This is a genomic window from Corynebacterium sp. KPL2895 (assembly GCF_040225815.1).
Classification (GTDB): Bacteria; Actinomycetota; Actinomycetes; order Mycobacteriales; family Mycobacteriaceae; genus Corynebacterium; species Corynebacterium rhinophilum.
The window spans coordinates 63,745-77,137 of record NZ_JBEHFY010000001.1; the positions used below are offsets into that span (position 1 = coordinate 63,745).

General features: G+C 60.2%; 14 protein-coding genes. All 14 read left to right on the forward strand.

The features are described from left to right. The first annotated feature begins 49 nt into the window (after positions 1 to 49). The 14 genes from mihF (at position 50) to ribH (ending at position 13,388) form a co-directional block, all read left to right on the forward strand. Complete coding sequence (gene mihF / locus ABRP95_RS00295) at positions 50 to 373, forward strand: integration host factor, actinobacterial type (RefSeq protein WP_284781996.1); 324 nt, start codon at positions 50 to 52, stop codon at positions 371 to 373. An 8-nt stretch (positions 374 to 381) separates the two neighbouring features. Next, entirely contained in the window at positions 382 to 951 is a 570-nt protein-coding gene (gene gmk, locus ABRP95_RS00300; protein ID WP_023022483.1) for a guanylate kinase, read from the forward strand. Positions 952 to 991: 40 nt separating this feature from the next. After that, positions 992 to 1,294, forward strand: a complete 303-nt coding sequence (rpoZ, locus tag ABRP95_RS00305) for a DNA-directed RNA polymerase subunit omega (RefSeq protein ID WP_005279075.1) — start codon at positions 992 to 994, stop codon at positions 1,292 to 1,294. Positions 1,295 to 1,432: 138 nt separating this feature from the next. Further along, positions 1,433 to 2,686 carry a bifunctional phosphopantothenoylcysteine decarboxylase/phosphopantothenate--cysteine ligase CoaBC gene (coaBC, locus tag ABRP95_RS00310; RefSeq protein WP_284849934.1) on the forward strand — a complete coding sequence of 418 codons (1,254 nt, stop codon included), beginning with the start codon at positions 1,433 to 1,435 and terminating at the stop codon, positions 2,684 to 2,686. 98 nt (positions 2,687 to 2,784) lie between these two features. Then, a complete protein-coding gene (gene metK, locus ABRP95_RS00315; RefSeq protein ID WP_284796101.1) occupies positions 2,785 to 4,017 on the forward strand; it encodes a methionine adenosyltransferase in 1,233 nt (410 codons plus the stop codon). Between the two features lie 11 nt (positions 4,018 to 4,028). Beyond that, positions 4,029 to 6,059, forward strand: coding sequence for a primosomal protein N' (locus ABRP95_RS00320; protein WP_349838746.1), 2,031 nt, complete (start codon positions 4,029 to 4,031; stop codon positions 6,057 to 6,059). A gap of 52 nt (positions 6,060 to 6,111) precedes the next feature. Further along, entirely contained in the window at positions 6,112 to 6,624 is a 513-nt protein-coding gene (def, locus tag ABRP95_RS00325) for a peptide deformylase (protein ID WP_349838747.1), read from the forward strand. Positions 6,625 to 6,699: 75 nt separating this feature from the next. After that, positions 6,700 to 7,641 (forward strand): methionyl-tRNA formyltransferase, encoded by a 942-nt coding sequence (gene fmt, locus ABRP95_RS00330; protein ID WP_284849932.1) that lies wholly within the window; start codon positions 6,700 to 6,702, stop codon positions 7,639 to 7,641. Continuing rightward, positions 7,638 to 9,263: an RsmB/NOP family class I SAM-dependent RNA methyltransferase gene (locus ABRP95_RS00335; protein WP_349838748.1), complete on the forward strand. Its 1,626-nt coding sequence runs from the start codon at positions 7,638 to 7,640 to the stop codon at positions 9,261 to 9,263. Before fmt ends, ABRP95_RS00335 begins: the two co-directional genes overlap by 4 nt. Before the next feature lie 10 nt (positions 9,264 to 9,273). Next, a complete protein-coding gene (rpe, locus tag ABRP95_RS00340; RefSeq protein ID WP_349838385.1) occupies positions 9,274 to 9,942 on the forward strand; it encodes a ribulose-phosphate 3-epimerase in 669 nt (222 codons plus the stop codon). Positions 9,943 to 9,953: 11 nt separating this feature from the next. Continuing rightward, complete coding sequence (gene ribD / locus ABRP95_RS00345; protein ID WP_502880332.1) at positions 9,954 to 10,976, forward strand: bifunctional diaminohydroxyphosphoribosylaminopyrimidine deaminase/5-amino-6-(5-phosphoribosylamino)uracil reductase RibD; 1,023 nt, start codon at positions 9,954 to 9,956, stop codon at positions 10,974 to 10,976. 38 nt (positions 10,977 to 11,014) lie between these two features. After that, complete coding sequence (locus tag ABRP95_RS00350; RefSeq protein ID WP_349838750.1) at positions 11,015 to 11,629, forward strand: riboflavin synthase; 615 nt, start codon at positions 11,015 to 11,017, stop codon at positions 11,627 to 11,629. A gap of 11 nt (positions 11,630 to 11,640) precedes the next feature. Beyond that, positions 11,641 to 12,918, forward strand: coding sequence for a bifunctional 3,4-dihydroxy-2-butanone-4-phosphate synthase/GTP cyclohydrolase II (locus ABRP95_RS00355; protein ID WP_349838751.1), 1,278 nt, complete (start codon positions 11,641 to 11,643; stop codon positions 12,916 to 12,918). Continuing rightward, positions 12,915 to 13,388 (forward strand): 6,7-dimethyl-8-ribityllumazine synthase, encoded by a 474-nt coding sequence (gene ribH, locus ABRP95_RS00360; protein ID WP_284852051.1) that lies wholly within the window; start codon positions 12,915 to 12,917, stop codon positions 13,386 to 13,388. Before ABRP95_RS00355 ends, ribH begins: the two co-directional genes overlap by 4 nt. Positions 13,389 to 13,393: the final 5 nt, after the last annotated feature.

Genomic DNA, 13,393 nt, shown 5'->3' on the forward strand with positions numbered 1-13,393 from the left:
ACCCAGTGCCAGAAGTAATAGAACCAATCTAATGAATCGGAGGAAACTCGTGGCCCTTCCAAAGTTGACTGATGAGCAGCGTAAGGAAGCTCTCGCAAAGGCCGCTGAGGCCCGCAAGGCTCGCGCTGAGCTCAAGGCTGCGCTTAAGCGCGGCGAGACCGACCTGAAGGACGTGCTGGAAAAGGCTGAGACCGATGAGATCATCGGCAAGACCAAGGTTTCTGCAATCCTCGAGGCTCTGCCTAAGGTTGGCAAGGTCAAGGCCAAGGAAATCATGGAAGATCTGGAGATTGCACAGACCCGCCGCCTGCGCGGTCTGGGTGAGCGCCAGCGTCGTGCTCTTCTTGAGCGCTTCGGTTACGACGACGAATAATCACGTCCATGGCTGACGCAACTGCTCGCGGTCGCCTCGTCGTGTTGGCGGGTCCCTCCGCAGTGGGTAAATCCACCGTAGTGTCGCGTCTACGGCATGACGTCGAGGGGCTGTATTTCAGCGTGTCTATGACTACGCGCCAGCCCCGCCCCGGGGAAAAAGACGGCGTGGATTATTTCTTCGTCACCCCTGAGGCTTTTCAAGAACGCATTGATGCCGGTGAGATGCTCGAATGGGCAGATATTCACGGCGGATTGCAGCGTTCTGGAACACCTGCCCGTCCCGTAGAAGAGGCTTTGGAAGCAGGGCGCCCGGTTCTCGTCGAGGTTGACCTGGCCGGTGCGCGTAGCGTCCGGAAGGCCCTTCCGGAAGCGGACTTGGTCTTCTTGGCCCCTCCTTCCTGGGAGGTGTTGGTAGAGCGCCTGACCGGTCGCGGTACCGAACCACAAGACGTCATCGATCGTAGGTTGCACACTGCATATGAGGAACTAGCTGCACAGGATGAGTTTGATCACGTTGTGGTCAATGAAAACCTAGATGAGGCAGTGGCCGCCATTAGTGATATCCTGCGAGGATAGATTCTTCTTTTGACCATCTTCAACCAATGTAAAGGTGCATGTGACTAACGTGACCACCCCTTCTAACACTGAATCCGCAAAGTCGGAACCGGTATTTGATGACCCGATTGGCATTACGGACCCGCCAATCGATGAGCTGTTGGACAAGGTTTCTTCCAAGTACGCCTTGGTAATTTTCGCTGCCAAGCGTGCGCGCCAGATCAATAGCTACTACCAAGAGCAAGATGAAGGCGTCTTTGAGTTCGTGGGCCCGCTGGTTAACCCAGAGCCCGGCGAGAAGCCACTGTCCATCGCGCTGCGCGAAATCGACGCAGGTCTGTTGGACCACGAGGAAGGCAAGTAAGTAGCGCTCGCTTTCGCGTGCGCACCTTGTGCCTCATTTCAGCCCCGTCCGGCCAAGCCCACTTGGTTTCACTTCTGTGGAACTAACGTGGTGGCCGGGCGGGGCTCTTGTCATGCCTGCACGGTACGATTGTGCGATGTGACTGTTTCAAAATCTCCTCGCAATATCGTGCTTGGCGTTGCCGGTGGCATCGCCGCGTATAAGGCCTGCCACTTGGTGCGCAATTTCAAAGAACATGGCGATAATGTCCGCGTCGTTCCTACAGTAAGCGCATTGAACTTCGTAGGTGCCGCCACTTTTGAGGCATTATCCGGAAACCCTGTCTCAACCAGTGTTTTTGAGGCGGTAGAGGACGTTCAACACGTAGCTGTAGGGCAGGAGGCCGATGCTGTGGTCATCGCCCCTGCCACGGCTGACCTCATTGCCCGTTTGGCTGCGGGACGCGCAGATGACTTGTTGACCGCGACCGTGCTGGTGGCAACGTGTCCCATCATCGTGGCGCCCGCCATGCACACCGAGATGTGGAATAACCCAGCGACGCAACACAACGTAAAGCTCCTGCGCCGCCGCGGAATTACCGTCATGGAACCAGCGCACGGGCGCCTTACGGGTAAGGATACGGGCGCAGGCAGGCTGCCGGATCCAGAACAGATTGCCGCCATCGCGCGCACCGAGCTCGCGGGTTTTCATATCGATCACAGCTGGGCGGGGCTGAAGGTGGTCATTTCTGCCGGTGGCACCCAAGAGGAATTGGATCCGGTGCGCTATTTAGGAAACCGTTCCTCCGGCAGGCAGGGGTTTGCGCTGGCAGAGGTGGCCGCGCACAAGGGCGCAGATGTCACGATTGTGGCGGGCAATATCGCGGAGTTGCCGTTACCGAGCGGGGCTACAATCCGGGACATCGTGTCCGCACAAGACCTAGAAAGCGCGATGCGCGAGGAATCCCGCGATGCCGATATCGTCATCATGGCCGCGGCGGTCGCGGACTACCGGCCCGCCAATGTGGCAGAGTCCAAGATGAAAAAGGGCAAAGCGGATGATGCGCTTGCCGCGCTGGAGATGGCGGAAAATCCAGATATTTTGAAGTCTCTCGTGGCCGCGCGCGAAGAGGGCGAGGTGCCGGAAAACTGCGTCATCGTTGGCTTTGCGGCGGAGACGGGAGATGCTGATTCTTCGGCACTGGAGTATGCCCAAGAAAAGTTTGCGCGCAAGGGTTGTGACGTACTGATGGCCAATGAGGTCGGCCGCGGCGTGACCTTTGGCCAGGAAAGTAGCGAGGGGTGGATCCTGCGGCGGAATGTGGAACCGCAGCGCGTAGAGCATGGATCTAAGCAGGTCGTCGCGGCGCAGATTCTCGGCGTCGTGAATGAAATGATTGAACCGGGAAATTAAATATTGCGTTTATAGACCGCTTGGTCTAGGGTGGCCATATGATTGGTAGGGGGCAGAATGCCTCGGTATCGAATACGTAATAATCAAAGGAAGTTTTTGTGACTGATAACGCTGCAGTGGAAGCTCGTCTTTTTACAAGCGAGTCCGTTACTGAGGGGCACCCAGACAAGATTTGTGACGCCATCTCGGATGCCATCTTGGATGCGCTTTTAGATAAGGATCCGGAGTCCCGCGTCGCCGTGGAAACCCTGGTCACCACCGGCCAAGTACACGTCGTGGGCGAAGTTCGCACCAATGCCTACGTGGAAATCCCGGCTCTCGTGCGCGAGACCCTGAAGTCCATCGGCTTTACCTCTTCCGATGTGGGCTTCGATGGCAATACCTGTGGCGTTAATATCGCCATCGGCGAGCAGTCGCAGGAAATCGGTGCTGGCGTGGATACCTCCACCGAGGCACGCGATCAGGGCGCGGATTATGACGAAGAAAATGACACCGCCGGCGCCGGCGACCAGGGCCTGATGTTTGGTTATGCTTCGAATGAAACCGCGGAGTACATGCCATTGCCCATCGCCTTGGCGCACCGCCTGTCCCGCCGCCTGACCCAGGTGCGCAAAGAGGGTATTGTGGACCACCTGCGCCCGGATGGCAAGACCCAGGTGACCTTCGCATATACCGAGAACAATGAGCCGTCTCACCTGGATACGGTCGTTATTTCTACCCAGCACGATCCTGAGGTAGATAGTCAGTGGCTAGAAACCCACCTGCGCAGCGAGGTGTTGGAATGGGTTATCAAGGACGCAGGCCTTGATAAGTACTACACCGAGGACACCAACCTCTTGGTCAACCCTTCCGGCTCCTTCATTTTGGGTGGCCCGATGGGTGATGCAGGCCTTACCGGGCGCAAGATCATCGTGGATACCTACGGTGGCATGGCCCGCCACGGCGGCGGTGCTTTCTCCGGCAAGGACCCCAGCAAGGTGGACCGCTCTGCGGCCTACGCCATGCGTTGGGTGGCTAAGAATATCGTCGCCGCAGGCCTGGCTGACCGCGCAGAGGTGCAGGTGGCCTATGCCATCGGTCGCGCCAAGCCGGTCGGCCTATACGTCGAGACCTTCGGTACCGCGAAGCAGAACCTGACCGATGAGCACATCCAGGCTGCCGTTAATAAGGTCTTCGACCTTCGCCCAGCCGCCATCATCCGCGAATTGGATCTGCTGCGTCCTATTTACGGCCAGACCGCCGCCTACGGTCACTTCGGTCGCACCGACGTTGACCTGCCTTGGGAGCAGTTGGACCGCGTGGAGGAATTGCGCGCTGCCGCAGGTCTGTAGAATGTGGGCTTATGCCTAAGAAAACACCCGCCGCCCGGAAACCGGTCGCGCGGGTGTTGCCTCTTTTAGGGATTGCCCACCTCGATCGGGGATTTGATTACCTGGTAGATGAGGCTGAATCCGATAGTGCCCAAGCCGGGGTGAAGGTACGCATTCGGTTCAATGGGCGCTTGGTGGATGCGATCATCGTCGAGCGCAAGCATGATTCCGACTTCGGTGGGCAGCTGCGTTTTATTGAGCGAGTCATCTCGCCATTTCAGGTCTACCCACCGCAGCTGTCCCGGCTGGTAGAAGCCCTTGCGGATCGCTATGGCGGAATCTGCTCCGATATCATTCGCTCTGCCATTCCACCGCGGCATGCGAAGGCGGAAGAAGCGGATTTGGATACCCCGTGGGAAGACCTCGGCGCAGCCAGCGAGCCCGATTTATCAGGGTGGTCTGCCTATCAGCATGGTGAAACATTTGTTGATTCCATCTTGGACGGGAAATTAGCCCGCGCCGCATGGCAAATCGCTCCCGGCGATGAATGGGAAGATGCACTCGCGGCCTTAGCTGCCAAGGTCGCCTTGGGCGGGGGAGGTGTCCTTATCGTCGTCCCAGACCAAAAGGTAATCGACTCCTTGGAAAACGCCCTGCGCGCTGTCGTGGGGCCGAAACAAATCACGGTGCTCACCAATAGTATGGGACCGCAAGCGCGCTATCGCCGCTACCTTTCGGCCTTGGTGGGCCAGGCGCGAATAGTCATTGGTACGCGCTCGGCGGCTTTTACTCCCGTGGACAACCTGCAACTAGCCGTCATTTTTGATGACGGCAACGATAACTTGGTAGACAATATCAAGCCCTACGTCCACGCCCGGGAGGTGCTTACCACCCGCTCTGCATTCGAAAATTGCAGCTTCATTGCGGCCAACCATTCGCGTACGGCAGAAACTCAATTATTGGTGGACTCTGGGTGGGCACACGACCTCGTGCCGAGTAGCTCAACCATAGAGGCACGCCGGCCCGATATTTTGGCCATTGGTGCCTACGGGCTGTCCATTTCCCGGGATTTGGAGGGCGGTACGACCTCTGTGCAAGCGCCGGCCTTTCAGGCAGCGCAGCAGGCCCTCGACCGCGGTGAACCGGTGCTTGTGCAGGTCCCGCGCAAGGGGTATGCGCCTACTTTGGCTTGTGGAAAGTGCCATTCTCCTGCGCGGTGCCGCCACTGCAACGGGCCATTGGGGTTGCCTCCGAGCTCCGAGCGCTCAAGCGAGGAGGCGGTCATGCCTACCTGCCGCTGGTGTGGGCGCATTGCCACCAATCACCGCTGTACCGAGTGCGGTTCGCCGCGGCTGCGCGCCATCGTTTTAGGCTCCGAACGCACCGCGGAGGAATTGGGGCGGGCCTTTCCCAATACATCCGTTGTGGTCTCCGGCGGCAATAAGGTTGTGGGCTCAATTGAGAATGCCCCTGCATTAGTGATTGCTACCCCGGGCGCTGAGCCGCGGGTGAAAGGCGGCGCCTATGGCGCGGCCCTCTTATTGGATGCAGGCACCTTATTGAATCGGCAGGATTTGCGCGCCACCGAGGACTGCCTGGCCAAATGGGCGCAGGCGGCCACCATGGTCAGGCCGCATTTCAAGGGCGGGCGCGTCATCATCGCCGCGGATCCGGAACTTCCCGTCGTGCGCCACTTCATGAGCTGGGACATGGTCGCGGCCGCTGCAGAAGAATTGCGTGCCCGGCGCGAGGTGCGCTTTCCACCAGCCGTGCACTTTGCCGCCATTGATGGGGCGGACGCGGCACTGGATTCCTTCGAGAAGCTGGTCGATCTGCCAGAGCACGCCGAGGTCTTAGGCCCGGTTCCGCTCCCGCCAGGGGACAGCCTTCCCGGGGAATACGATGCGGACCGCTTTGGCCCACCGCAACGCTTGGTGGTTCGCGCCCCGCTGGGGCCGCGATCGCAGCTTGGGCGCGCATTGCGCAAGGCTAATGCGGCGCGCAGCGCCCGGAAGGATGAATTGCCACTACGCATCATGGTCGATCCCATTCACGTGGGTTAGAAGTGCGCATAAACTTAGGCGAATAGGCAGTACATGAGAAAGGGAAGATTCAGTGGCGGAATTAGACATCAGGCTCTACGGGGATCCCGTACTGAGTACGCGGGCAGAAGAGATTACTACCTTTGACTCTGGTCTTCGCACTTTGGCGCAAAACATGCTGGAGACCATGGATGCTGCCGGTGGGGTAGGGCTGGCGGCGAATCAAGTGGGCATACTCAAGCGCATCTTTGTCTATGACTGCTCGCATACGCAGACCGGGTTGCGCGGGGCTCTGATTAACCCCGTGTGGACGTCTTTGGGAGAGGACATGCAGACTGGCGAAGGCTGCCTATCCATTCCTGGGATTCGCGCCGATACGCCGCGGCACAACCGGGTATTTGTCTCTGGGCGCGATGCAGAAGGCAGGCCGGTGGGAATGGTGGCCTCCGGCCTTTTGGCCCGCTGCATTCAGCATGAAACCGATCACCTGGATGGAGTGTTATTCCTGCGCCGGCTTGGCGATGCCGACCGCAAGGCCGCCATGCGTACCATCCGCGAAGCCGATTGGTTTAATAGCGCGGGGTAGGCGAGCTTCGGCAACGCAGGCAGGCTCGTTGTACCCTAGAATTTTCACCCGAGACCTCGAGGAGACTCATCCAGTATGCGGATTATTTTTGCCGGCACCCCAGAGCCGGCGGTGGTGGCATTGGAGAAATTGCTTGCCTCCAGTCACGAAGTGGTAGCGGTCATTACCCGGCCCGATGCGAAGAAGGGCAGGGGGCGCAGCCTTCACCCGAGCCCGGTAAAGGCCCTGGCGCAAGAGCACGGCATCGAGGTGCTGACCCCATCCACGCTGCGGCCTGGCACGGAAGATGGCGATAACCTGCGCCAGCGCTTGGCCGAGCTGCAGCCAGAGGCCATCCCGGTGGTGGCCTATGGCAATCTCATTAGCAAGGATCTCTTGGATGTCGCGCGCCATGGTTGGGTCAACCTGCACTTTTCCCTCCTTCCCGCCTGGCGTGGCGCGGCACCGGTACAAGCGGCTATCGCGGCAGGCGATGATATCACCGGCGCATCCACCTTCCGGATCGAAGAAGGCCTGGATACAGGCCCGGTATTCGGCACGGTCACAGAAGGCATCACTGGGACGGATACCGCAGACGATCTGCTCACCCGGCTCGCGTATTCCGGGGCAGATCTCCTAGTAGCCACCATGGATGGGCTCGAGGCCGGCACGCTGGAGCCGCAGGCCCAAAAAGGAGAGGCCACCTATGCGCCGAAAATCTCTACCGCGGCAGCGCGCATCGACTGGGCGCAGCCAGCCTTTGCCATTGACCGGCATATCCGCGCCCACACCCCGGGCCCGGGCGCATGGACGCTGCTTGACGATGCCCGCCTCAAGCTCGGCCCGGTTCGCCTTAACGAGGGCATCGGCAAGCAGCTGCAGCCGGGCGAGGCGCTGATTAGCAAGGACGCGGTGTATATCGGGACCGCGACGCAACCGGTGCAGCTGGATAGGATTCAGCCACCGGGCAAAAAGATGATGAATGCCGCCGATTGGGCGCGTGGATTAGGAAGGAACGCAGAGGTGAGGTTCCAGTGACTGGTGGATTCCGCTCCCGCAGTAAGTCCGGCGACAAGGCGCCGGAGGCTAAACAACACGGCAAGAACGGCGCGCCCCAACGCGGCGGTGGGCAGCGAGGCAATGCGCAGCGTGGCCAAGACAATCGCGGCCAAGCTCAGCGTGGATCCGCACAGCGTGGTCGCGGCATGCAGGACCAGCGCAACCGCGACCACCGGGATAACCGAGGAAACCGAGGTAATCGGAATGCGGGCACAAAGAACACGGGCGCGGGGAAAACACTGGTGCAGGCCGCCATCGACCAGGGTGTGGATCCGGCCCGCGCCGTCGCCTTCGAAGTGGTGCGCCGGGTAAGCGAAGAAGATGCGTTTGCCAACCTCGTCTTGCCCAAGGCGCTGCGCAAGCAAAAGCTTTCTGGCCGCGATGCCGCATTCGCCACGGAGATTACCTATGGCACCCTGCGCACCTTGGGTGTGCTCGATGCGGTGATCGCGCAGTGTTCTTCGCGCGAGCTTGAGTCAATCTCGCCGGTGGTCATCGATGCCCTGCGCCTGGGCACCTACCAGGTGCTGTATACGCGCGTAGAACCCCACGCGGCGGTAGATACCTCCGTCCGGCTCGTCGTGGCGGGTGGGGAAGAAAAAGCTAAAGGATTCGCCAATGGCATCTTGCGCACCATTACCCGCACGCCGCCGAATGAGTGGCTCAAGCGGCTGGCCCCAGAAGGCGAGATTGCAGGCCTGGCCTTTAGGCATGCCCACCCAACGTGGATCGCGGAGTCTTTTGCCCGCGTTGTTGGCCCCGAAGAATTGCCCGCTGCCTTAGAAGCGGATTCCGAGCGACCGAGCGTGCATTTGGTGGCACGTCCAGGCGAAATTTCCGCCGAGGAATTGGCGCTGATTACCGGAAATGAAGAAGGTACCTATTCGCCCTATGCGGTGTATATGGATTCCGGGGACCCAGGCCAATTGGAACCGGTCCAGCAGGGCATGGCCGCGGTACAAGATGAAGGCTCGCAGCTTATCGCCCGCGCCGTGTGCGAGGTGCCCGTCAGCGGTACCGACCAGGGCCGCTGGCTCGACCTGTGTGCGGGGCCAGGTGGCAAGGCGGCCCTGATGGGGGCCTTGGCGCGCATCGAGTCCGCGCACGTTGATGCCGTGGAAGTATCGCCGCACCGCGCGAAACTGATTGAAAAGACGGTGCAGGGGTTGCCGGTGACCGTCCACGTGGCCGATGGCCGCAACCCGCAGGTGGGCTCGGGATTCGATCGCATCTTGGTGGACGCGCCGTGTTCAGGGCTGGGCGCTTTGCGGCGCCGCCCTGAGGCACGCTGGCGGAAATCTGAGGCCGATATTGCCGAGCTTTCGACACTGCAATTCGAGCTCTTATCCTCTGCTTTAAAGCTCGTGCGACCTGGCGGGGTGGTGGTGTATTCCACGTGTTCGCCGGACCTGCGCGAAACCCGCGCCATCGTGGACCAGGCGGTAGAAAAGCTGGGTGCACAGGAGCTAGATGCGCGGGAATTTATCCCAGATATGGGCAATGTGGGCAAAGAAAAATCCGTTCAAATGTGGCCGCACCGCCACGGCACCGATGCCATGTTCATGGCGGTATTGCGGCGCGGCGATGAGGAAGGGAGCTAGAATTAACGGTATGCCTGCACCACTTATTTCTCCGTCAATTTTGGCTGCTGACTTCGCGCGGTTGGGTGAACAACTAGAGGCCATTTCCAACGCTGATTGGATCCATGTAGACATCATGGACGGCCACTTTGTCCCCAACCTTTCCTTTGGCCCGGATATTACGGCCACGGTGATAAAGTCCACGGATAAGCCGCTTGACGTGCACCTGATGATTGAGGAGCCGGCGAAATGGGTGGAGACCTACATCAAGGCCGGTGCCACCACTATCATTTTTCACGTGGAGGCGGTAGAGGATGAGGTCGCCGCGGTGGACTTGGCCCACAAGATCCGGGACCTAGGTGCGCGTGCGGCCTTTTCCATCAAACCGGATACGCCCATTGAGCCGTGGCTAGACAAGCTGCATCACTTCGATGAGGTGCTGGTCATGTCCGTAGAACCAGGTTTTGGCGGCCAGAAATTTATGCCCGACATGCTGGATAAGGTCCGCGCCCTGCGCGAAAGCATTGATCAGCAGGGCCTGGATACCATCATTGAAATCGATGGCGGCATCGATCCGGATACCATTGCCTTGGCAGCGGAGGCCGGATGCGATTCCTTCGTGGCGGGATCGGCCGTATTCAAAAGCGAAGATCCAGCGCAGGCGGTGGAAGAACTGCGCGCGCTTGCGGCGCGTTCATAATGGCCGGCGCGATGGATGAAACCAACGTGTCCGAAGCATTGGTCCAGGCCATGCAGGCCGGTGCGGCGGTGCGCGGTACCACGAGCCCCAATCCACCGGTAGGTGCGGTGATTTTGTCAGCAACCGGCGCCGTTGCGGGCATTGGTGCGACCCAGCCGGTGGGTGGCGCCCACGCGGAAGTCATGGCGCTGCGCGCGGCCGGCGAGAAAGCCCGCGGCGGTACGGCCGTGGTCACCCTGGAGCCGTGCGCACATACGGGCAGGACGGATCCCTGCGCCACGGCGCTTATCGATGCCGGAATTGCCCGCGTGTTCTACCTGCATCCCGATCCCACGCCCCTAGCAGGCGGGGGAGCGCAGGCCCTGGCCGCCGCCGGGGTAGAGGTGGGCGAGCTCACCGCACCGGAAGGCGTCGAAGACGCGGTGTATGCCTGGTTGCGCGCGGTAAAGCTGCAGCGCCCGCACGTCACCCTGAAATTTGCCCAGACTTTGGATGGGTTTACCGCTGCCGCCGATGGCACGAGCCAGTGGATCACCGGGCCTAAGGCCCGCGAGTGGGTCCATGCCGATAGGGCGCGGCGCGATGCCATCATCATTGGCACGGGCACCGCGCTTGCCGATAACCCCTCCCTTACCGCGCGCTTTAGCGATGGGAGTCTGCGCGAGCATCAGCCGCGCCGCGTGGTCATCGGCAAGCGCGAGCTCCAGTCCGCGGGTGAGAAGGTCTCTCACCTGCAGCGGCTGGGTTTTGAACAATATGACACCATCGAGGGCGCGCTGAAGGAGCTTTATGCCAGCGGCGCCCGCGACGTCTTGGTTGAAGGCGGGGCGGGCCTGGCCCAGAGCTTCATCGAGGCCGGTGTCGTGGATGCACTCGCGGCGTATATTGCCCCTATCCTGTTAGGCCAGGGGCGCGGGGTTCTGGCGAATGCGGTGGCGCACACGCTTGCCGATGCCCCACGTTTTACCACCGTGCGCACCACCAGCCTCGGGCCCGATGTCCTCGTAGAATACGAGGCGCGGAACGAGCGTTAAAAGATTAGATAATTTAGAGATAAATACAAGGGGAATCATTGTTTACAGGGCTAGTACAAGAGCTAGGAACGGTGGCCGCACTAGAACCGCAGGCGGATGCACTGCGGTTGAGCATCCGCGCACCGCAGACGGTGAGTGACGCGCACCTAGGGGATTCCATTGCCATCAATGGCGTGTGCCTTACCATCGCGGAATTGGATGGGGATATTTTCTGCGCCGATGTGATGCGAGAATCTTTGGACCGGACGGGACTCGGTCAGCTGGAAGAAGGCGTGCGGGTCAATGTCGAGCCGGCAGTACTGCCCACCACGCGGCTGGGTGGACACATTATGCAGGGCCATGTCGATGGCACGGCACGGTTGGTCACGCGCGAGCATTCGGAGCACTGGGACGTGCTGCGCTTTAGCTTGCCCCGCGAGCTTACCCAGTACGTCGTGGAAAAGGGCTCTATTGCGGTCAACGGTACGTCTTTGACGGTCAGCGCCGTAGGTAAGGACTGGTTTGAGGTCTCCCTTATTCCCACCACCTTGCGGGAGACGACGCACGGAGAATCTCAGCCCGGCAATATCGTAAACCTCGAGGTGGATGTGCTGGCGAAGTACGTAGAAAAGATGCTTCACCCCGAATCCGGAATTGCTCAAGCAAAGGACTAGACTGCTAGGTTATGTTCGCGACTGAAGAGAGCATCCATTTTGATGCCATCGATCACGCCATTGCGGAGATTGCCGCCGGCAAGCCGGTCATCGTCATGGATGATGAAGGACGGGAAAACGAAGGGGATCTAATCTTTGCCGCGGAGCTGGCAACCCCGGAACTGGTCGCGTTTATGGTGCGGTATTCCTCCGGATATGTCTGCGCCTCATTAATGCCGGAAGATTGCCAGCGGCTCGATTTGCCGCCGATGATGGCGCAGAATCAGGACGTGCGCCAGACCGCTTATACGGTCACCGTGGATGCGGCAACGGGCTCTACCGGAATTTCTGCGGCCTCCCGCGCAGAAACCATCCGCCGCTTGGCTGATGCTTCGACTCGGTCCAGCGACTTCACCCGGCCAGGCCACGTCGTCCCCCTGCGCGCGCGACCCGGCGGGGTATTAAAGCGCGATGGGCACACGGAAGCCGCCGTCGATTTGGCACGCCTTGCAGGCCTTCGTCCCGCCGGCGTGCTGTGTGAAGTCGTATCAGAAGAAGACCCGACGGATATGGCCCGCGGGCCGGAACTGCGCCGTTTTGCCGATAAGCACGGCCTCGCACTGATCTCTATCGCGCAGCTTATTGAGTGGCGCCGCCACCACGAGGTGCAAACCCAGCGCGCGGTGGAAACCCACCTGCCCACAGAGTATGGCGAATTCACCGCGATTGGTTACCGGCATGACCTTGACGGCCAAGAACATATTGCCTTAATCGCCGGCGATCCCGCGCAGCTTCGCGGAGCCCGCGATATTGTGGTGCGCGTGCACTCTGAGTGCCTTACCGGCGATGTCTTTGGCTCGCGCCGGTGCGACTGTGGCCCTCAATTGCAAGAATCCCTGCGCAAGGTGCAGGAAGCCGGCAGCGGGGTAGTAATTTACCTGCGCGGCCACGAAGGCCGCGGAATCGGATTGGTGCACAAGCTCCAGGCGTACCGGCTCCAGGACGAGGGCTGGGATACGGTCGACGCCAATTTGGAACAAGGCCTGCCAGAAGATGCCCGGGAGTATTCCGTGGCGGGCCAGATCCTGAAGGACCTTGGGGTGGAATCGGCACAACTGTTGACCAATAACCCGCACAAGGGGGAAGGGCTCGCCGGATTCGGCATTGAAGTCAGCCAACATATCCCACTTACCATCGCCGCCAACGCCGATAATATTCGGTATCTGCGGACCAAACGCGACCGCATGGGCCACGATCTTCCGCAGGTGGCACAGTGGGACGCGCAGCACGAAGGAGAATTAGGTAAATGAGTAAAGCAGGATTACCCACTATCGCGCAGGTAGATGCGCGCGGCCTCCGCGTCGCGGTCGTGACCGCGACTTGGAACGAAGAGGTCTGCGATCAGCTGCACCAGCAGGCAGTGGAGACTGCCCGTGCAAATGGGGCAGAAGTCGCAGAATTCCGGGTCGTTGGTTCCCTAGAATTGGGCGTGGTTGTTCAGGCAGCCGCGCGAAAATTCGATGCCGTCGTTGCCTTGGGTTGCGTCATCCGCGGCGGCACTCCGCACTTCGATTATGTCTGCGATTCTGTTACCCAAGCCCTAACGCGCATCTCCTTGGATGAATCGACGCCAATTGGTAATGGTGTCTTGACTGTCAACGACCAGCAGCAGGCCATCGATCGCGCAGGTTTTCCTGACTCGGCAGAAAACAAGGGCGCAGAATCCATGATTGCGGCTTTAGATACCGCGCTGCAATTGCGTAGACTAAACGCAGATTAAAGGCA

What these genes read in the sequence shown, in the direction of transcription:
- ribH (WP_284852051.1), top strand. Translation starts at nt 12,915, where the DNA reads ATGAGTAAAGCAGGATTACCCACTATCGCGCAGGTAGATGCGCGCGGC.
- ribD (WP_502880332.1), top strand. Translation starts at nt 9,954, where the DNA reads ATGGATGAAACCAACGTGTCCGAAGCATTGGTCCAGGCCATGCAGGCC.
- fmt (WP_284849932.1), top strand. Translation starts at nt 6,700, where the DNA reads ATGCGGATTATTTTTGCCGGCACCCCAGAGCCGGCGGTGGTGGCATTG.
- gmk (WP_023022483.1), top strand. Translation starts at nt 382, where the DNA reads ATGGCTGACGCAACTGCTCGCGGTCGCCTCGTCGTGTTGGCGGGTCCC.
- rpe (WP_349838385.1), top strand. Translation starts at nt 9,274, where the DNA reads ATGCCTGCACCACTTATTTCTCCGTCAATTTTGGCTGCTGACTTCGCG.
- ABRP95_RS00355 (WP_349838751.1), top strand. Translation starts at nt 11,641, where the DNA reads ATGTTCGCGACTGAAGAGAGCATCCATTTTGATGCCATCGATCACGCC.
- ABRP95_RS00320 (WP_349838746.1), top strand. Translation starts at nt 4,029, where the DNA reads ATGCCTAAGAAAACACCCGCCGCCCGGAAACCGGTCGCGCGGGTGTTG.